18 protein-coding genes are annotated in these 19,506 nt (G+C 65.4%); 5 read left to right on the top strand and 13 right to left on the bottom strand.

Annotated features, from left to right (window positions below; translation table 11 throughout):
- The 7 genes from B8446_RS05340 to B8446_RS05310 form a co-directional block, all read right to left on the bottom strand.
- A complete protein-coding gene (locus B8446_RS05340; protein ID WP_084712097.1) occupies positions 1-1,206 on the bottom strand; it encodes a PQQ-dependent sugar dehydrogenase in 1,206 nt (401 codons plus the stop codon).
- Between the two features lie 241 nt (positions 1,207-1,447).
- A complete protein-coding gene (locus B8446_RS05335; protein ID WP_241767640.1) occupies positions 1,448-1,657 on the bottom strand; it encodes a hypothetical protein in 210 nt (69 codons plus the stop codon).
- A 109-nt stretch (positions 1,658-1,766) separates the two neighbouring features.
- Positions 1,767-2,591 (bottom strand): coiled-coil domain-containing protein, encoded by an 825-nt coding sequence (locus tag B8446_RS05330; RefSeq protein WP_048847916.1) that lies wholly within the window; start codon positions 2,589-2,591, stop codon positions 1,767-1,769.
- Positions 2,588-3,547 (bottom strand): MlaD family protein, encoded by a 960-nt coding sequence (locus B8446_RS05325; RefSeq protein ID WP_048847915.1) that lies wholly within the window; start codon positions 3,545-3,547, stop codon positions 2,588-2,590. Before B8446_RS05325 ends, B8446_RS05330 begins: the two co-directional genes overlap by 4 nt.
- The gene (locus tag B8446_RS05320) at positions 3,544-4,263 is read right to left on the bottom strand and encodes a P-loop NTPase family protein (protein WP_048847914.1); all 720 of its coding nucleotides are present in this window, start codon (positions 4,261-4,263) and stop codon (positions 3,544-3,546) included. Before B8446_RS05320 ends, B8446_RS05325 begins: the two co-directional genes overlap by 4 nt.
- Positions 4,260-5,084: an MlaE family ABC transporter permease gene (locus tag B8446_RS05315; RefSeq protein WP_053053712.1), complete on the bottom strand. Its 825-nt coding sequence runs from the start codon at positions 5,082-5,084 to the stop codon at positions 4,260-4,262. Before B8446_RS05315 ends, B8446_RS05320 begins: the two co-directional genes overlap by 4 nt.
- Before the next feature lie 20 nt (positions 5,085-5,104).
- On the bottom strand, positions 5,105-7,450 hold the full coding sequence (locus tag B8446_RS05310) for a cache domain-containing protein (RefSeq protein ID WP_048847912.1): 2,346 nt from the start codon (positions 7,448-7,450) through the stop codon (positions 5,105-5,107).
- Positions 7,451-7,607: 157 nt separating this feature from the next.
- On the opposite strand from B8446_RS05310, the gene ygfZ reads away from it, so the two are divergent.
- Both ygfZ and hisI read left to right on the top strand, forming a co-directional pair.
- Positions 7,608-8,417 (top strand): CAF17-like 4Fe-4S cluster assembly/insertion protein YgfZ, encoded by an 810-nt coding sequence (gene ygfZ / locus B8446_RS05305; RefSeq protein ID WP_048847910.1) that lies wholly within the window; start codon positions 7,608-7,610, stop codon positions 8,415-8,417.
- Positions 8,414-8,803 (top strand): phosphoribosyl-AMP cyclohydrolase, encoded by a 390-nt coding sequence (hisI, locus tag B8446_RS05300; protein ID WP_048847909.1) that lies wholly within the window; start codon positions 8,414-8,416, stop codon positions 8,801-8,803. The genes ygfZ and hisI overlap by 4 nt, the downstream gene beginning before the upstream one ends.
- 24 nt (positions 8,804-8,827) lie before the next feature.
- Here hisI and B8446_RS05295 read toward each other — a convergent pair whose 3' ends face one another.
- Positions 8,828-10,054 carry an MFS transporter gene (locus tag B8446_RS05295; RefSeq protein WP_048847908.1) on the bottom strand — a complete coding sequence of 409 codons (1,227 nt, stop codon included), beginning with the start codon at positions 10,052-10,054 and terminating at the stop codon, positions 8,828-8,830.
- Positions 10,055-10,142: 88 nt separating this feature from the next.
- Between B8446_RS05295 and B8446_RS05290 the strand changes: the two genes are divergently transcribed.
- Both B8446_RS05290 and B8446_RS05285 read left to right on the top strand, forming a co-directional pair.
- Complete coding sequence (locus B8446_RS05290) at positions 10,143-10,685, top strand: TIGR00645 family protein (RefSeq protein WP_048847906.1); 543 nt, start codon at positions 10,143-10,145, stop codon at positions 10,683-10,685.
- 191 nt (positions 10,686-10,876) lie between these two features.
- Positions 10,877-11,167, top strand: a complete 291-nt coding sequence (locus B8446_RS05285) for a VOC family protein (RefSeq protein WP_306301101.1) — start codon at positions 10,877-10,879, stop codon at positions 11,165-11,167.
- A 24-nt stretch (positions 11,168-11,191) separates the two neighbouring features.
- On the opposite strand, the gene lpxB is transcribed toward B8446_RS05285, so the two are convergent.
- The 5 genes from lpxB to rpmI all read right to left on the bottom strand — a co-directional run bounded on the left by lpxB (position 11,192) and on the right by rpmI (position 16,641).
- Complete coding sequence (lpxB, locus tag B8446_RS05280) at positions 11,192-12,346, bottom strand: lipid-A-disaccharide synthase (protein WP_048847902.1); 1,155 nt, start codon at positions 12,344-12,346, stop codon at positions 11,192-11,194.
- Positions 12,346-14,805, bottom strand: a complete 2,460-nt coding sequence (gene pheT / locus B8446_RS05275) for a phenylalanine--tRNA ligase subunit beta (RefSeq protein WP_048848081.1) — start codon at positions 14,803-14,805, stop codon at positions 12,346-12,348. The genes lpxB and pheT overlap by 1 nt, the downstream gene beginning before the upstream one ends.
- 5 nt (positions 14,806-14,810) lie before the next feature.
- A complete protein-coding gene (gene pheS / locus B8446_RS05270; RefSeq protein WP_048847900.1) occupies positions 14,811-15,881 on the bottom strand; it encodes a phenylalanine--tRNA ligase subunit alpha in 1,071 nt (356 codons plus the stop codon).
- A 188-nt stretch (positions 15,882-16,069) separates the two neighbouring features.
- Positions 16,070-16,426, bottom strand: a complete 357-nt coding sequence (gene rplT, locus B8446_RS05265) for a 50S ribosomal protein L20 (protein WP_048847897.1) — start codon at positions 16,424-16,426, stop codon at positions 16,070-16,072.
- Between the two features lie 11 nt (positions 16,427-16,437).
- A complete protein-coding gene (gene rpmI / locus B8446_RS05260; protein WP_023978115.1) occupies positions 16,438-16,641 on the bottom strand; it encodes a 50S ribosomal protein L35 in 204 nt (67 codons plus the stop codon).
- Positions 16,642-16,971: 330 nt separating this feature from the next.
- Here rpmI and B8446_RS05255 point away from each other — a divergent pair, with 330 nt between their 5' ends.
- Entirely contained in the window at positions 16,972-19,398 is a 2,427-nt protein-coding gene (locus tag B8446_RS05255; protein WP_048847895.1) for a glucose/quinate/shikimate family membrane-bound PQQ-dependent dehydrogenase, read from the top strand.
- Positions 19,399-19,506: the final 108 nt, after the last annotated feature.

The raw sequence follows: 19,506 nt of genomic DNA, 5'->3' as shown, positions 1-19,506 counted from the left end.
TCAGCGCCCCTGCCAGCTGAGCCGGTAGAGACGACCATACAGCTCGTCCGAAATCAGGATGGAGCCATCCGGCAGAGGCTGGACATCCGCCGGGCGCGCAAGCGGCGTCCGGCCACTCAACCCATTGAACAGCACATCCTGCTGCCCGGTGGGTTTTCCATCGCGTATCGTGACTGCGACCACGCGATATCCTGACGGCGTCGAGCGATTCCAGGAGCCGTGTTCGGCAACGATCAGGCTGCCACGCAACGGCTCCGGCAGCGCCGTTCCATCATAGAACCGCAAGCCTAATGCCGCCACATGGGCACCCAGCTTGACAATCGGCGGCGTGTAGCCCGAGCAGGGATGACCGGCGCCAAATTTGGGGTCGGCAATGTCGCCCTGATGGCAGTGGGGAAAGCCGAAATCCTGCCCCACATGATCGACCCGGTTGAGTTCGTCGCTCGGAATGTCGTCGCCCAGCCAGTCGCGCCCGTTATCCGTCAGGAAAATCGGAAACGATCCGTTCCCCTGCGGTTGCCATGTGAATCCGACGCTGTTGCGCAGACCATAGGCTACATCTTCCAGATGGCTGCCGTCCGCCTCCGCCCGCATCAGCTTGCCGAATGCATGCCCGATGTCACACACATTGCAGGGCGAGCCGATCGGGATGTAGAGGCGCCGGTCCGGCCCGAATGCGATGAACTTCCAGTCGTGATCGCCCGAGCGCCACGGAAGATGATCGATCAGCACTTCCGGCTTTGGCGGCTCGTCCAGGTGCTCTGCGATATTGCGGAGCACCATGATCCGCGTCGTCGCGGAAATGAACAGATCGCCATTGTGATAGGCGACGCCCGCAGGCGCTTCGAGATCGGAGGCAATCGTCGTGACCTTCGCCACAGGCTTTGGCGCGGCAGGATCGAACCGCACGGCATAGACCTGGCCCGCGCCCATCGTTCCGATGAACAGAACGCCCGGAGGCCCGAGCGCGATTTCGCGCGCGCCGGGTACCTGATCGGTCAGAACCGAGAGCGCAAAACCGGGCGGGACGGAAGGCAAAGGGGCGGCATTGGCATCCCTCGATCCTGCCGCCGCCAACACGAGGGCGCTGAACGCAAGACTGCGCAAACGACGATGAATGCGCCTTCGGTGTCGCTCGATGATACCGCCCGCATGGCGTTCGGTCCTGTCGCTCCGATTGGCAGCATTTGTCGCCTGGCCGGTCATGAGCACATTCCTCAACCCCTCCGAAACGTTGGCCTCATCGCTGAGCAAGCCGGTGCCTTTCGTCGTTTCCACATGCCTGCTTCCGCGGTTGCGCGAATATGGAACAATGCCCGCCAGCGTGGTCCGCCTTCAGGTCAATGCGACCGCAACACCCTTGGTTGCGCAGGCCCTGTTCGGACGAACGCTCATGGGCCTCGCCCGCCAGGCGTCAGGGCCGGCACGACGATGGATCGCGTATCGTTTACGCACCCTTCCCCCGTTTCGGGCCGCGCTTGCCTTTCGACCGGCGCGTGGGCGCATGGAAATCGTCCGGCCGCTTGCGAACCCAGGCAATGAAACGCGCCAGCTCCTCGTCGGCCTGAAGCGCCTCGGGGCTCGCCAGCCGGCGTGCGATTTCGGCTTCCGAAAAACGGGCATGGATCGCGGCATGACACAGTTGATGCAGGCGCACGGTCTCGCCGCGGGCACCGCCCTTCAGCTTGGGCGTCAGGTGATGCCGCGACGACCGCGCTTCATCGGGAATCGGCCGTCCGCAGACCGGGCAGATCGGCGGATCGGCCTCAGTCAGCGCCGGCGCCCGAGCTGTGGATCTGCACCGTGGATTGGGTCGGAGCCTGCGTTTCCGACGCCGCACTTTGTGCAACCTGCTGACGCAGAGCCGCTGCCAGCATCATATTACCCGCGCGCTGCGCTGCATCCGCCTCGACACCAAGACTGTCCCGCATGCCGCGATAATCGAGCAGAGCCTGCCGCTGCGATGCCGCATCGGCTGCCTGCCGTTGTGCGCCTGCCAGATCCCCTCGCAGAAGCGCCAGCCGCGCGGACAGCTCGGTCCGGTCCGCGGCCCAGAGCGGATCGATTTTCGGACCGGTACCGATGCGCGACAATGCCGCCTCAAGCCCCGCGCCATCGCCCAGACGGGCCGCCGCAACCCCGTTCAGGAACGCAGCCCGCTCGGCGATACCGGCATCCGGGTCGCTCATGACCGCCGCAGCCGTCGTCCGCGCGTCCAGCGGATCATTCAGGCGCAACTGGGCGGCTGCCCGTGCAAGACGGAGGGATGCGGGTTCCCCATGGCCCCGGATCGCCAGATCGGTCTTTGCCCGATCAAGGGCTGTCAGCGTGGATGCAGGCTTCCCGGCGCCGAGCCGCGCCGCCGCGAGGTCATAGGCGGCATCGGCCATGGCGCCCGCATCATCCCGGCGCAGGGCCACCCGATAGGCATCCTCATATTGCACGGCGGCCTGATCGTAGCGTGCGAGGCCGAAGGCGCTTCGTCCGGCATCGATCGCATTGTCATAGACCGGATCAGGCGTCGGCCCCTTCGTGCCGCCACCGCCACATCCCGCGAGCAGCAGAAGCGGCACCCAGATCAGACGCTTCATGGCGCTACATCACCCGGAGACAGCCGGTGCCCCGGGGCCTTCTGGCCCCCTCCACCCAGAAGCCACAGGCTGCGCAGCTGATTGGACAGTTTCTCGAGGCTCGCAGCAGCCGTCTGCGCCTGCGTGATGAGCGCAGGCAATTCGGCCGTGCTTTCGTTCACGTGATCGGCCACGGCCCCGATCTTGGGCATCTGGCGCCTCAGGTCCGAAGTCGCCGCCTGAACGTTGCTCATCGCATGGTCTCCCTTGGTCAGGACGCCCGAGACCTGCCCCTCGATCGGCTCCAGATGCGCCATCGCCTTGTTCAGCGTATCGAGCACCTGCTGCGCCTGGGCGATCAGCGTATCGCGCGTCAGCAGGTCGCCGACCGTGCCCTTGCCTGCGCGCATGTCACGGATCATTCCGTCGAGTTGTGCCGTGATGTCGCGGGCGTTCTGGGTCGCAGGCACGATGTTGCGCCGCACATCGGCAAGCGTCTGGGTGATCTCGTCCGCCGGATTGGCCTCGGCCTTGGCCCCCAGCTCGGCGAATTTCCAGTCCAGTGCAGCGCCACGCCCGCGGCTCAGGTCGATATAGGTCGCGCCTGCCACCACGAACTGCCGCCGGATCGTCGCCACGCTGTCGCTGCGGATCAGTTTCTCCATGCTCGGATCGATCTCCGCGACCGCATACATCCGGGATGCGTCGGACAGTTTGACATAACGGATCGTGCCTGCATGGATCCCCATGACCTGCACATCGTCACCCGATGCGATGCCTGCGAGACCGTTCTGGGGCAGTTCGAGATAGAGTTTCCCCGGCGGTGTCAGCCACGCCCTCAGGATACCGGCCTCGGCGATTGCCGCGACGAAAAGCGCGACACATCCGATTACCAGCAACCCGACCCATTCGTCGGCGAAGCGCAGTCGCAACAGGGGGGCCGCGCGCTCATGCCGTGCGCCATTGAAAATCTTCATGACGTTCCCCGCCTGTCATGCATGGAAAACAGCCCTTCCTCCATCAGCCTGAACCGCTGGCTCGCAAAGGGCCGGTAGTCCCGGAACCGTTCCGGCGCCGCCGAAAACCAGACGACCGACGTCCCCCGCTCGCGGGACGCCGTGATCTCCCGCAGGAACGTGCTGTAGAGATCCGGCGGTTCCCCTGTCACGGGATCCTCGAGCAGCAGAAGCGACGGCGCGCCCATGAAGGCCCGCACGCATGCGCTGCGGGCCAGATCCGTGTCCGACAGCCGTCCGGGCGGCAATGTCGGCAGTCCCGGCAGACCGAAGCGCCGGCAGAGATCCAGTGCGTTGCCTTCGATCTCGGTGCTCGGCCGACGCGTGTGGTGCAGTTGCGGCATCATGATGTTCAGATGCGTGCCGTAGAAATCGATCCACGGAGCACGCGACGAAATCCTGCCGATCCGGCCACGCAGGGCGCATGCTTCACGCTCGCCCAGATTGGCCCAGTCGAGCCCCATGCAGCGCGCCGTCCCGTCGGCGAGCGGCACGATCCCCGAGCAAAGATCCGCGAACAGCGAGGCCCGCTCCGGCTCGCGCGCCTCGATCAGGACGCAGTCTCCCGGCATCACGCGCAGGTCGTAGCGACGGGCCGTCAGCCCGCTTTCGTCGAACATCGGCCGCGCGCCGACCAGTTCGAGGATCGCGCCCTCGGTGCCCCCTTCGGCGCTCATGATGAGAAACTCACGCTCAGCACGGTATTGACGACCATGACGGCAAGGATACCGCGCACGAAGCCCCGCGGCAGGAGCGTGCCCAGATCGTCCTCGCGCGTGGCATCGAGCCCCGTCAGGCAGGCGCACAGGCCGACGAAGAAGCCGCTCAGCACGCATTTCGCCGGCACGACCACGTAGTCCAGCGGACGCATTGCATCCACGACGTCATTGAAGAACGTCCAGATCGAGCCGTTGATGACCCCCTGCACGCGGCAGACGGCATAGCCTGCCAGCAAAGCCGTCGTGCCGAAGATCATGCCCAGTGCGAACCCGGCCACCATCATGGCGAGCGTGCGCGGCAGGGCGAGGGTTATGAACGGATCGATCCCTTGTGCCTGAAGTGTCCGCATCTGCCCGCCCAGCGTCAGGCGCGAGACGCGCGTGAGCATCAACATGCCGGAACGGCCCAGCAGGATGACACCGACCAGCACCGGTGCGATCTCGCGGACCAGAACCGTGACCATCAGCGATCCGGTGAGCTGCGCCATGCCGGCAATGCCGAGCCAGTACACCGCCTGCGTCACGATGCCGAACCCGGTCAGCGCCGCGGTGAACAGCGTGCTGTAAAGCCCACCGCCGATGGCCTGCGTCAGCATGTGGCGGAACTCGTAGCGCACGGTCCGGCGCCATGTGTTGGGCCGCACCGCCTCGCGCAGGACGGACCAGCTGGCCGCGATCAGCATCAGCGAGAACCGTGTCTGGCGGCGGGTCACGGCGCCCAGCAGCGCAAGCATCCGGCGCGGGCCGGCAAGCCCGCGCGACACGGCCCATTCCAGCATCCAGGCGCTCAAGGATCGGATCATCGCCGCCCGGCCAGGATGAATGTCCGGGTGATGCCCAGCCGCGGCCGGTAGAACAGCCCGCGGGGACGAAACAGGTAGTGCGCCCGCAGCAGCGTGTAGGCGTTTTCACTGACCTGGATCGTGCCGGGCTGCGGGGCAGCTTCCGCCATCAGTTCGGCGCCTGCGACACTGTCGCCCCAGAGATTGAACACTTTCGGATCGTTGCCGAAATGGTCCCCGAAGGCCTGGGCGACATCGATGCCCATGCGGAAGATGGGGTCCACGTCGGCATCCGCGAGCGTCGTGAGGCAGGCCTCCCGGATGGCCAGTGCCGCATCGGCCACGCGCACCGCGGCGTCCGGATCGGGCTCTTCCGCACAGGCGCCGATGACCAGCAGCCGGCGCCCGACGACCCGGACCGCGAACATGTTTTCGGACCGGGCAATATCCTGCACGTGGTCGGCAAGCTGCCGGACGATGGGCAGCATCTTTTCCGGGTCGATCGTCTCCGCACCGACGGGTTCGTCGAACGTGACCATGAGGACGGGCACCATGGGATAGCGTCCGCTCGGAAGCGTGCCGTCCCCGTCATCGCGTCCATCAGGGAGCAGAAGAAAGTCGTCGCCGAAACGCATGGCCTCGGTCACATGCTGTGGCGCCTCTCCGCCGGACTGCTCGGCCGCGCTCTGCTGCACTCCCGCATGACGCAGGCGAATTGCAACCACGTCGGCAATGACCCGCGTGAAGGGCTCGGCCTCCGCCGTCTCGCGCGCGTCCTCGAGCGTGATGATGCCCAGCACGCGGTCCCCGCTCATGACAGGTGCTACGACCAGATGCGAGAAACCCGCCGGCCGCATGACGATGCGATAGAAGGCACGCAGCGAATCGTCGTGCGACATATCCGAGACGTCGAACGGCTGGCCGGAATGCGCCGTTTTGAGGAACGCCGCGAATTCCGGCCCGGACAACTCGACCCCGGTGCTGTGGGCATCGCGCTGGGTATCGAACGCGTCCTCGCAGACCAGCCTTCCTCCGTCGTCGAGGAAGCGCCAGATGCTGGCCCGCCGCGCAACCGCGATTTCGGCCAGAACTTCCGTTAGCTTCGGCACGTCATGCGTGGCGTCGAACAGGTCATGCGCGCCTACCACCTGCTGCAATGCGCGGTGCCTGCGATCGATCGCGGTCCGCAATGCATCCAGACGCCCCTGCACCCGATCCGTCTTGCGTTCCTGCAGGATCAGGAACAGGGCGAGGCCGGATGCCAGCCCCACGATGACGATCGAGAAGATGAAGGTCTGCTTGCGCGCGGCGATCGCGAACCCCGCGAAATCGCTGGCAGGCGCATTCAGCAGCAGGATCCAGCGATTGCTGTCGGTCAACGGCACGTTGGCGGCGATCGTCACGTAACGGGTCTTGCCGACCGTCATCGCGCGCCCCCCGGGGCCATAGACACGGTACATCGCAAGCGTGCGCTGAAAGACCGGTTGCGTGTGGGCATCGAGCTTGACCCGCTGGGCATCCCAGGTCTGCGGATCGGCCGTTGTCGGCATCCCGGGGCCTGCGATGACCTGCCCGTCATTGTCGACGATCACGGCCTTGCCGCTGCGGCCGATGTTCATCTTGTCGAGAAAGCCCGACATCTGCTGCAGCAGGATGTTCATCGCCAGAACCGAAACCGTTCCGTCCGGCTGCCTGTAGGCGAGCGACGACGTGATGATCGGCTGTTTCGTCGGCGGGAACGGATAGGGCTGCGACCAGAACAGCTTGTCGTCGTCATGCGCGACGCCGGGCTGGTTCGCCGCCCCCCCGAACCAGACCTCCTTGGTCGGATCGAACGTGCCGGCCGGCGCCGTCGTGATCTTCGTCAGGTGTCCGGCGTCGTCGTAATACCAGTGGCGGAAGATCCGCTTGTCGTGGTCGGTCTCGAGATGCGTCGTCTCCCAGCCCGGGCCGCCCGCGCGGTCGCGCTCGACGAGCCAGAACGTGCCTTTCGCATCCGCGAGATAGAGACTTGCGACCTGAGGCACGTGGCGCAGGGCTGAAACGCTGAAATCCGAAAACATGCGCGGTGTTTCGGACGGGTTGGCCGCATGCAGAAGGTCGTGCGCGATCACGACGCCGCTCGACGCGGGGGCGAGATAGTCCGCCACTTCCTGCGTGATGTAGTGCTGCTGGGACTGGAGAAGATCCCGCGTCAGCGACAGCGCGCCCTCGCGACTGGTCGTGTAGGAGTGCATCGCGGTCGCGATGATGGCGGCGATGACGGCGATGACACCCAGTACCGGACCGCCAAGCCGCCAGAAGATATGCCGCCGCTCCTGGCTGCGTCGTTGCGACGGGTCGACGATCTCGTAGGACGGCACCCCATTCTCCTGAAGGATCGGACGTAACAGAGCTTATCGCGTGCGTCGGCTCTTGCGTCAAAACAGCAATGCGCCGATCCGGGGTTTACCTTCCGGGCCTGCAATCCGACATTGCCGCCATCGATCCGAACTTTTTGTGCCAGGATGGGACATATCCATGCATGCCCGCCTTCCCGACCGCGCCGTCCTTGCCATAACCGGCGCGGACCGCGTGACGTTTCTCCAGGGCCTCGTGAGCAACGACGTGACGCTCGCCGCGCCGTCATGCGCCATCTGGGCGGCGCTTCTGACGCCGCAGGGCAAATGGCTCAGCGATTTCTTCATCTTCTCCGACGGCACACGTCTCCTGCTCGACGTGCCGAAGATGCATGCCGAGATGCTGCGGACCCGGCTGTCCCGCTTCCGCCTGCGCGCCGATGTGGCGATTGCGCCAGTCGGTTTGGACGTCGTGGCGGGCTGGGATGACGCGCCTCGACCGGATCATGCGCTGAGTGCCGTCGATCCGCGTCTCCCCGAGGCCGGCTGGCGCGCACTTGTCGAGCGCGCGGCTCCGGACGATGCCGCGTCGCCCGATGCCTATGAGCGCCATCGGCTGGCCCTCGCCCTCCCCGATCCGCGCGATTGCGAATCCGACCGCACGCTGTTGCTCGAGGCCAATTTCGACCTGCTGCACGGCGTCTCCTGGACCAAGGGCTGCTACATGGGCCAGGAACTGACCGCCCGGACGCATTACCGCGGGCTCGTCCGTCGCCGCCTTGTCGCCGTTACCGGCAGCGCCCTGCCGGAACCCGGCACAGAGCTACACTGCGACGGCAAGACCGTGGGGACGATGGGCACGCATCTCGACGATCGCGGACTCGCCTTCGTGCGGACCGAAGCATGGGAGAAAACGTTGACTGCACCGGACGGCTCGACACTCGAAGTACGGCGTCCCGACTGGCTCGTCCTCAAGGAGAAGGCGGCATGACCATCGAGACATTGCTCGATGCGGTCCGTTTCAATGACGACGGCCTGATTGCGGCGATCGCGCAGGCGGACGGCACCAACGAGGTGCTGATGCTAGCCTGGATGAACCGGGACGCCCTGCGCGAGACGCTGGAAACCGGCCGCGTCTGCTACTGGTCGCGCAGCCGGAAGGGACTGTGGCGGAAAGGTGAAACCTCGGGCCAGGTGCAGCATCTGGTCGAGGCGCGTCTGGACTGTGACGGCGATGCCGTCCTTCTGCTCGTGAATCAGAAGGGCGTCGCCTGCCATACGGGTCGCCGGTCATGCTTCTATCGTGCCATGCGCCCCGAAGGCTTTGTCGATACGTCCGCGCCAGAAATCAGCCAGGAAGCACTTTACGGGCGCTGACCTGCAGGCGACTTTCCGGGGTGCTCAGGCCCGTTGCCTGAGCGTCGTCGCGATGCCCGCGCCCAGCAGCATGACGCTTGCGGTGATGAAGAAAACGGTCCGCAGGCCGGACATGCCGCCGCCGCTTTCACCGAACACAAACCCGCCGATCAACGGCCCCGCGACCTGTCCGGCGTAAAACGCCGACGTCCCCAGCGCCATGACGCGCCCTGCGATCGCGGCAGGCGCAGCGTGCCGCAGCATCGCATTCACGCCGGGTAGCAGGCCCGCCAGCGCGACGCCCATGAGGAACCGCAGGATCACGAGCTGCCAGCCCGCCGTGACAAACGCCTGCGGGATCAGCAACACGGCCCCGGCGAGAAGGCTCGCCGTCAGGACCCGCGCACGACCGATCCGGTCCGACAGATGCCCGATACGTGGACTTGCCACTACGCTGCCGAGCGCTGACGCGGCCATCACGAGGCCCGCCAGAAACGTCGCATGCGGCGACAGCACGACGGCCTCGCCCGCATGGGCCAGCAGATGTGCGGCATAGATCGGGATGACAGGCTCGATCGAGAAGTTCGCGATCGTCACCATCGACGACAGGACCAGAAGCTTTGCGACGAGGGCCCGGTCGGGCACGCGCAGCTCCGATACCGCCGCACGAGACCGGACAGGTCGCTCGGGCTCGCGGATGAACAGTACGGTCGCCACGAACGCCACGGCGATCAGGGCCGAGGCCACAAAGAACGTGGCGCGGATGCCCACGAGACCCGGCATGATGCCGCCCGCGAGCGGGCCGAACAGCGTGCCGGCCGTCGTCGCCGACGCGAACAGCCCCAGCGCCCAGCCGCTCCGGGCCTTCGGCGTCTGGGTCGCAACCAGGATCAGCGCGCCGGAGCCGTAACCGCCGACCAGCCCTGTCAGCAGGCGGATCGCAACGAGCTGGCCGATGCTGTGCACCATACCCGTCAGGGCGATGCACACCGCCATGCCGAGGCTGGCCCGCACGAGGATGATCTTGCGCCCGAAGCGATCCGCGACCATGCCCCACAGCGGCGCCGTCAATCCCGCGCTCAGGAACGTCGCGCCAAAGGCGATCGCCGACCATTCCGCCACGGCTTCGTGGCCATGAACGCCCAGCGTCTCGACATAGAGCGGCAGGAACGGGACGAGAAGCGTCGTGGCCAGGACGGTCGTGAACGCGCCGAACATGGCGATGCCCAGATTTCGCTGCCAGTGCGGATGGCCCTCCGCGTCAGTCGTCATTGCCCCGTATCCTCGTTGCGCACGGCAGGTGCGTATGCCTGCTTCAGGGCTTTCCAGCCCGGGGATGTTGCGCCTACAGAAAGACCTCATGAGCAACAAGACCGCCCGCGCCTTCGAGGCGATCGCCGAAGCCTGCTTCTTCAACATGCGGTGGCTCGCCGCCCCGCTCTATCTGGGCCTTGGAATCGGGCTGATCGTCGTTCCGATCAAGTTCGCGCAGGTGGCCTGGCATCTGCTGGCCCATGCCTGGGTGATCGACTTCGACGATGTGTTCGTCGGCGTTCTGGACCTGATCGATCTCGTCCTGCTGGCGAACCTTCTGCTGATCGTCATGTTCGCGGGCTACGAGAATTTCGTCTCCCGTCTGGACGTGCGCGAGCATCCCGATTTCCCACGCTGGATCGGCCACGTGACGTTCGGGGACATCAAGCTCAAGCTGATGGCCTCCATCGTCGCCATGTCGGCGATCCATGTTCTGGCCGATTTCATCCGTGTCGATCAGATCAGCGACCGCGTGCTCGCCTGGAGCGTCGGGCTGCATCTTGCCTTCATCATCTCCGGCCTGATCTTTGCGTGGATGGATCGCATCACGGAGGGCGACGTCAGCGCCGACCACGATCACCCGGAATGATCGCGATCGCCGGCCAGACATCATGTGATGCCACCGCCGCGTCTTAAGGGCTCCTTTTAAAGCAGCCGTCACGACCCTCTTCCCTGAACTTCAAAGGAGCTACCGGGCGTTCAGCGGTCCAAAGCAACGCCCTCGACCGGGCGAAAATCTTCTACGACGCGATATTGGGCACGACGGGATGTGCACCGGGCGTGTTTGATTCCATGGCCCGCGTCGTCTACCGCCATGACGGTCAGGTTCTGCTGGTCATGAGGCTGATCGACGGTCATCCGGCAACGGTCGGCAACGGCATGACGATCGGCTTTGCGTCTGCGAGCCCGGAAATCACTGACGCTTGGCACGAAGCGGGGATTGCCCATGGCGGCGAGGCTATCGAAAACCTGCCCGGCGTCAGGCAGAGCGGCCTCGGCAGGCTCTATCTCGCCTATCTCCGCGATCCGGACGACAACAAGCTCTGCGCCCTGCACCGCATGCAGGATTGATCCCGCTGCGCGCTCGCGCTTCGATCAGCGCGGAAGCAGCTCCATCACGGCATCCGCCGCCGCATCCGCCGGTGTTCCCGTTTCCGGCCTGAGGCTTGCGAGCACTTCGGCGAACGCCCCACGCTGGGCATTCGCGACTGCCGGGTCGGACAGGAGCTTCGACACCGTCTCGGCAAGAATGTCCGGGCGGCAGTTTTCCTGAAGCAGTTCCGGCACGATGGTCCGCCCGGCAAGCAGGTTGACCATCGCCACATGGCCCACCTTGATCATCCGGCGCACGGCCGCGGCCGTCAGCGGATTGACCCGGTACGTCACGGCCATCGGCACGCCCGCCAGCGCCAGTTCCAGCGTCGACGTGCCGGACTTGGTCAGGGCAGCTCCGGCAGCGGCAAACGCGTCATGCTTGTCGTGCAAATCGGTTACGATGACGGGCGCGATCGGCCAGCGCGCGGCCTGGGCCCGCACGCTGTCCGCAATCCCGGACGAGACCGGGAGAACCGGGACCAATGTCGGATAGCGCCGCTTCAGAAGAGCCAGCATCCGGCCGAACACCGGCATCAGCCGCGGCGCCTCGGAGTGACGGCTGCCGGGCATCAGGATCAGAACGGGCGCATCGGGACGGATGTCGTGGCGCCTGCGGAAGCGATCCGCGTCCCCCTGATCGGCTTCGGACTGCAGGACCGGATGGCCGACGAAGCGGCCATCGAGATCGAATTCCGAGAAGTAGTCCTGCTCGAACGGCAGAAGGCAGAGCAGGCGATCCCAGAGGCCGGGGAATTCCTTCACCCGGTGTTCCCGCCATGCCCAGACCTGCGGTGCCACGTAATGCACCCGGGGTATCCCGAGATTCTTGATCCGGCGCAGCAGGCGCAGGGCGAACCCAGGGCTGTCGATCGTCACGATCAGGTCGGGACGCCGCAGTTCGATATCCCGCACCGCCTCGTTCAGCCGGCGCCTGAGAAACCGCAGGCGCGGCAGCACCTCGACCAGTCCCATGACCGAGAGGTCACGCATCGGGAACAGCGAATGCAGGCCCAACGCCTCCATGCGCGGGCCGCCGATGCCGGCGAAGGCGATGCTTGGACTGCGCCGTCGTATCGCCTCCATGAGCCGCGCGCCCAGAATGTCCCCGCTGGCCTCTCCGGCCATGATCCAGATGACGCGCGGATCGGTGGGCATCAGCGCAACGTGGCTCCGGTTGCCTTGGCCACGGCGGCGATGATCTTCGCCGAGACGGCCTCGATCTCCGCATCCGTCAGGCTCGCCTCGCCCGGCTGCAGCACCACCTCGACGCCGAGAGAACGGTGACCTTCGGGAAGACCGACGCCCTCATAGATATCGAACAGACGCACGCCTGAGATCAGATTGCGTTCCGCGCCGCGCGCCGCCCGCAGGACGGCCTGTGCTTCCACGCCGGGTGCCACGACGAATGCGAAATCCCGATGCACCGGCTGCAGCGCCGACAGAACGGGTGCTGCACGGCGGCGCTTCTTCGGCAGCGGCACCGCATCGAGGAACAGCTCGAAACAGGCAATCGTGCCATCCAGACCGAGCTCCCGCGCGATCTTTGGATGCAGTTCGCCGAACCGCCCGAGCACCAGCTTCGGTCCCTGACGCACCTGCCCCGACCGGCCCGGGTGATAGTGGCCGGGCGCATCGGCCGTCACCGTCAGCCCGTCGGAGGCTGCACCCAGCGCCTCAAGCACGGCCCAGAAATCGGCCTTGGCATCCCAGACCGACGGCTCGCGCGCAGCGACACCCGGCGCGCGGGGCGACAGCCCGCCGCGCAGGCCAGCCAGTACGAGGGTCTGTCCGTCGGCAGCAAAGGCCGCCCCCAGCTCGAACAGGGCCGCATCGCTGGCCCCGCGTGCGGCATTCCGGCCGAACGCCCGCGCCAGATTGACCAGCGGTGTCGGGCGCAGCTGATCCAGATCGGTCGCGATCGGATTCAGCAGACGCAATGATTCGTCCACCCCGCCGAACAGGGCCGCGTCCTCGCCCGAGACGAACGAGAATCCGACCATCTCCAGCAGACCGCGGGACGCACAGATCCGGCGCGCGAGCATACCGCGTGTCTGTTCGGCAGAGAGCGCCGCCTGAGGCACGATCTGCGTCTGCGGCAGGCCCACGGGCGGGATCACATCGAGACCATGCAGGCGAAGTACTTCCTCGATCAGGTCGCACTCTGCCTCGATGCGTGCCACGGACGCCGACGCCGAGGCCGCAACGTCGGCATCGAGTGTCGCCGCCTGATCCAGCACGGGGGCTACGGCGATATCGTTGCGCCACGACGGCACGGCGAACGTTGCCGCCTCCGCATCGCGCGCGCGCACCGAAAAGCCCAGATGCTCGAGCGTCGTCACGGCGTCATCCGGCGCGATCTCGATGCCGCCCAGCGCGCTGATCCGCTCAAACCGCAACGTCGCCTGACGCTCCCACGCCGGCGGCTCACCTGCCGAGACGATCTCGCTCGCCTCGCCGCCGCACAGCTCGATGATCAGACGCGTTGCCTGCTCCAGCCCTGACAGCGGCAGGGCCGGATCGACCCCGCGTTCGAAACGCGCGCGTGCATCGGTGTGAATGGCCAGCCGACGCCCGGTCAGCGCGATGCGGATCGGATCGAACAGCGCGGACTCGATGAAGACATCCGTGGTCTCCAGATCGCATCCGCTGGCAGCGCCGCCCATGATGCCCGCCAGCGACTGAACGCCATGCGCATCGACGATCACCATGTCGTCGGTGCCGAGCACATGCTCGCGGCCGTCGAGCCCGGTGAACGTCTCCCGCGCCGCGCGGCAGATCGCAAGCGTATCGCCTGCGAGCTTGCGTGCATCGAACACGTGCAGTGGCCGACCAAGATCATAGGCCAGCAGATTCGTCACATCGACCAGCGCCGAAATCGACTTCACACCGACCGATTCCAGACGACGCCGCAGCCAGTCGGGGCTCGGACCGTTGCGCACACCGCGCACCAGCCGGCCCAGCACATAGGGACAGGCCTCGGGATAGTCGATCCGCCAGGAAATCGGCGATGGGAATTCCCCGTCGACCGTGTCGATCAGGAACGGCTTGAGATGCCCGATCCCCGCTGCCGCGAGGTCACGTGCGATCCCGCGCACTGACAGCGCGTCGCCTCGGTTCGGCGTGATCGCAATTTCGATGACCGGATCGTCGAGCTTTGCAAAGGTCGCGTAATCCTCGCCGATCACACTGCCTTCCGGCAGTTCGGCGATGCCGTCATGCTCTTCACCCAGGCCAAGCTCGCGCAGGGAGCACAGCATCCCCTCGCTCTTCTGCCCCCGGATTGCGCCTGCCTTGATCGTGATGCCCGAGCCCGGAATGAACGTGCCGGGTGCCGCGAAGATCACGTTCAGCCCGCTGCGCGCATTCGGCGCGCCGCAGACGACCTGGACGTCCGGGAAGTCACCGCCGGCCGCGACACGGCAGACCCGCAGACGGTCGGCGTCGGGATGCTTGTGCGCCTCCACGATCTTGGCCGTCCGGAAGCCTCGCAGCTTGTCGCCGGGGTTTTCGACGCTTTCGACCTCGAGCCCGATGCTGTTGAGCTTCGTGCAGATCTCGTCGAGGGACGCCGTGAAGTCCAGGTGCTCGCGCAGCCAGGACAGGGTGAACTTCATGGGCATCAGATTCCCTCCGCCAGATTGGCCGGCGACAGGGGCGACGTCCCGTAGTGACGCAGCCAGCGCACATCGCTCTCGTAGAATGAGCGCAGATCCGGAATACCGTTCTTCAGCATCGTCAGCCGCTCGATCCCCATCCCGAACGCGAAGCCCTGCCAGACTTCAGGATCGATGCCGCAGTTCGCCAGCACGCGCGGGTGCACCATGCCGGAGCCCAGGACTTCCAGCCAGTCCGACCCGCCCCCGATCTCGCCGGTCTTGCGCGACCACCCGATATCGACCTCCATCGAGGGCTCGGTGAACGGGAAATAGGATGCCCGGAAGCGCACCGGGAGCGACGGCTTGTCGAAGAACACGCGCAGGAATTCGATCAAGCAGCCTTTCAGATGCCCCAGCGTGATCCCGCGGTCGATGACGAGCCCCTCGCACTGGTGGAACATCGGAGAATGGGTTGCGTCGTGATCCGCACGATATGTCCGGCCCGGCGCGATGATCCGGATCGGCGGCTCCCGGTCCAGCATTGTACGCACCTGCACGCCCGACGTCTGCGTCCGCAACACGCGCGGCAGGTTGGAACCCGGGGATGGCGGCAGATAGAACGTGTCGTGTTCCGTGCGGGCCGGATGATGGTCGGGCGTATTGAGCGCCGAGAAGTTATGCCACTGCGTCTCGATGTCCGGTCCTTCGGCCACCGAGAAGCCCATCGCGCCGAAGATCGCCGTCATTTCCTCGACCGTCCGGCTGATCGGGTGGATCAGACCGGACGGCGACTCCGTCACAGGAGCCGTGACGTCCACGCGCTCTGCGCTCAACCGGGCGTCCAGCGCCTGTGCCTCGATAGCGGCACCGCGATCGGCAATCGCCAACTGCAGTTCATCGCGCAACCGGTTCAGCGCAGCCCCGCGTGCCCGACGTTCGTCCGGTCCCATGCGGCCGAGCTGCTTGAGCATGCCGGTCAGCGCGCCGGATTTGCCAAGTGTCGCGACGCGGATCGCATCCCAGGCCTGCATGTCGGCTGCCCCGGCAAGCGCTGAAAGCGTCTGGCTGCGCAATGCGTCGAGATCGTCGCTCATCTAACTGCCCCCGCGCAGGCCCTGCGCGGCCTCCCGTTCCATCATACCGCCCAGAAACCGACCGGACAGCCGCGCCAAAACGAAAACGGGCCGCTTCCCAGTCGCTGGGAAACGGCCCGTTTCAACCATCTTCGCGAAGCCGCCGCAACCTCCCGAAGGACATTGCAACGGCGCGCGAGTAAGAAGGATCAGGCGAGTGCCGCCTGCGCCTTCTTCACGATCTCGGCGAAGGCAGCCGCATCGTCATAGGCGATGGCGGCGAGCACCTTGCGGTCGATCTCGATCCCGGCCTTGTCCAGACCGTTGATGAACTTGCTGTAGGTCAGCCCGTGCTCGCGCACGGCAGCGTTGATGCGCTGGATCCACAGGGCGCGGAAGTCGCGCTTCTTGTTGCGACGATCGCGATACGCATAGCGCAGCGCCTTCTCGACGCGCTCGAGCGCGATACGGTAGTTGGTCGAGGACCGGCCGCGATAACCCTTCGCGAGCTCGAGAACCTTCTTGTGACGGGCGTGCGTCGTAACGCCGCGTTTGACTCGTGCCATTGCCTATCTCCTCACGCCAGCCCGTAGGGGGCCCACTGCTTCACGGTCTTCGCATCCATGTCCGTCATGGTCTGCGGGCCGCGATTGGTGCGCTTCATCTTCTGCGGGCGGTTGATGAGGCCATGGCGCTTGTTGCCCGGGCCGCACATCACCTTGCCGGTCGCGGTGATCTTGAACCGCTTCTTGACCGACGACTTGGTCTTCATCTTGGGCATTTCGATCTCCTCTTCTCCACGGACGCCATTTCTGACGCCCTTGCGGGACACGCGCACTCAACCGTTATCGGGAAGATGCGCGCAGACGCACGGCCGGGCATGCCGCAATCGGCCCGGTCGCGTGCGGTGACTCAGACGTTCAGACCTGCATGGATGACATGGCGCAATGCCCGTACCCACGCAGCGAAGCGGCCCTCATAGACGAGGGCTACCCCATGTTCAAGAGGGCATTGTCGGCGGCGATCACGTCCTGTTGACCATACACCCCAAACATGTGCTTTTTGTAAGAAGTTCGATCGTTCGACGTCCTCCAGAACATCTGGGAATCATATGAACACGCACACACGGGCAAGGCCACTGGTCCTGCTGACAGCCGTCGTCACGGCACTGATTGGCGCCTATCTTGCCGTCGGCGGGGTCTGGCTCCTCTCTTACGGTGACACTCCTTATTATCTCATCTGCGGCCTCGCGATGTTCGCGACCGCGTTCCTTTTGTATCGTGGCCGCGCATCAGCGCTCTGGGTCTATGCCGCAATCACGATCGGCAGCCTGATCTGGGCCGTGGCCGAGGCCGGGTTCGACTTCTGGTCGCTCGTCCCGCGTGGCGACGTCATCGTCATTCTCGGCATCTGGCTCCTGCTGCCGTTCATCACGCGGCCGCTGGCCGCCAACCGGGCCACGATCGCACCGCTTGCCGCCAGCGTGGCGCTCGCGATCGTCGTCGTCCTGTTCTCGATCACGCAGGATCCGTATTCGTTCGACGGCAACCTGCCGACGCAGATCGTCAATGCCAATCCGAGCGATTCCGGCACGGTTCCCGACAGCGAATGGCACGCCTACGGCCGCACGCAGTACGGTGACCGTTTCTCGCCCCTGAAGCAGATCAACTCGTCGAACGCCCAGAACCTAAAGGTTGCCTGGATCATGCGGACCGGCGATCTGAAGAATGCGAACGATCCCGGCGAGACGACCAACGAAGCCACCCCGGTCATGGCGAACGGGACGCTGTATTTCTGCTCGGTGCATCAGAAGCTGTTCGCTGTCGACGCCGCCACCGGCAAGACGAAGTGGGTCTTCGATCCGAAGCTTTACGTGAACCCGGGCTTCCAGCATCTGACCTGCCGCGGCGTCACCTATCATGCGACGCCTGCGAACGCGGTGACGATCGATGGCCAGCCTGCGCCGACGGAATGCGCACATCGCGTCTTCCTGCCGACCAATGACGGCCGCATGTTCGCCATCAATGCCGACGACGGCAGCCGTTGCCCGAGCTTCGGCAACAACGGCGAACTCGACCTGCGCGAAGAAGGCATGACAGTCACCACGCCGGGTGAATGGGAAGGCACGTCGCCCCCTGTCGTGACCGACAAGCTAGTGATCCAGTCGGGTGCCGTGACCGACAACAACTCGGTGCATGAGCCTTCGGGCGTGACCCGTGCCTACGACATCTACACAGGCAAGCTGACCTGGGTATTCGATACGGGCAACCCTGACCCGAACCAGATGCCGGGCCCGGACCACAAGTTCGTTCCGAATTCGCCGAACTCGTGGATCACCTCGTCCTACGATCACAATCTGAACCTGATCTACATTCCGACCGGCGTGCAGACGCCTGACGAATGGGGCGGCAACCGCAACGCGGATTCCGAGCGTTATGCCTCGGGCCTGCTGGCGCTGAACGCCGACACGGGCAAGCTCGCCTGGTTCTACCAGACGGTCCACCATGACCTGTGGGACATGGATATTCCCTCGCAGCCGAGCCTCGTGGACATCACCCAGAAGGACGGCACCGTCGTTCCCGCGATCTATGCGCCGGCCAAGACGGGCAACATCTTCGTGCTCGACCGCCGCACCGGCAAGCCGATCGTCCCGGCGCCCGAGACGCCCGTGCCGCAGGGCGCAGCACCTGGTGATCACCTCTCCCCGACCCAGCCCTTCTCGCAGCTGACCTTCCGTCCGAAGGCACCGCTGACGGGTGCGGACATGTGGGGCGGCACGGTGTTCGACCAGCTGATCTGCCGCGTTGCCTTCCATCAGCTGCGCTATGAAGGCCCGTTCACGCCGCCGTCGACCCAAGGGTCGCTGATCTTCCCGGGCAACCTCGGCATGTTCGAATGGGGTGGCCTTGCAGTCGATCCGCAGCGTCAGATCGCGATCGGCGATCCGATTTCGCTGCCCTTCGTCTCGCAGCTCATCCCGCGCGGATCGAACAACCCGCTCTGGCCGCCCCAGAAGGGCACGCTGGCACCGGGTGGCGAGAACGGCATCCAGCATAACTACGGCATTCCGTATGCCGTCGAGCTCGATCCGTTCCTCGACCCGATCCTGATCAAGGTCGGATTGAAGATGCCGTGCCGCAATCCGCCGTGGGGCTACATGGCAGCCATGGACCTCCGCACGAACAAGATCATCTGGCAGCACCGCAACGGCACCATGCAGAACAGCATGTATGGCAGCTCGCTGCCCGTGACGCTGCCGCCGGTGAAGATCGGCGTGCCGGCACTGGGTGGTCCGCTGGTCACGGCAGGCAACGTCGCCTTCCTGACGGCATCGATGGACTACTACATCCGCGCCTATGACGTGACGAACGGCAAGCAGCTCTGGCAGCAGTCGCTGCCGGCCGGTGGCCAGTCGACGCCGATGACCTATGCGGTCAACGGCAAGCAGTACATCGTCTCGTATGTCGGTGGACACGGGTCGTTCCCGTCGAAGCTCGGCGACTACCTCATCGCCTGGGCGCTGCCCGACGGTCACTGATCCGACCAGTATCCTCCGGATCCGGAAGAGGCCCGCCGAAAGGCGGGCCTTTTTTATGTCCGGAAATAAAATGACCGGATCTGGTGGTCACGATACGAAGCCATTACA

The sequence above is a fragment of the Tanticharoenia sakaeratensis NBRC 103193 genome, assembly GCF_000963885.1.
GTDB classification, from domain to species: Bacteria; Pseudomonadota; Alphaproteobacteria; order Acetobacterales; family Acetobacteraceae; genus Tanticharoenia; species Tanticharoenia sakaeratensis.
This window is presented reverse-complemented; position numbering and strand designations above follow the sequence as displayed.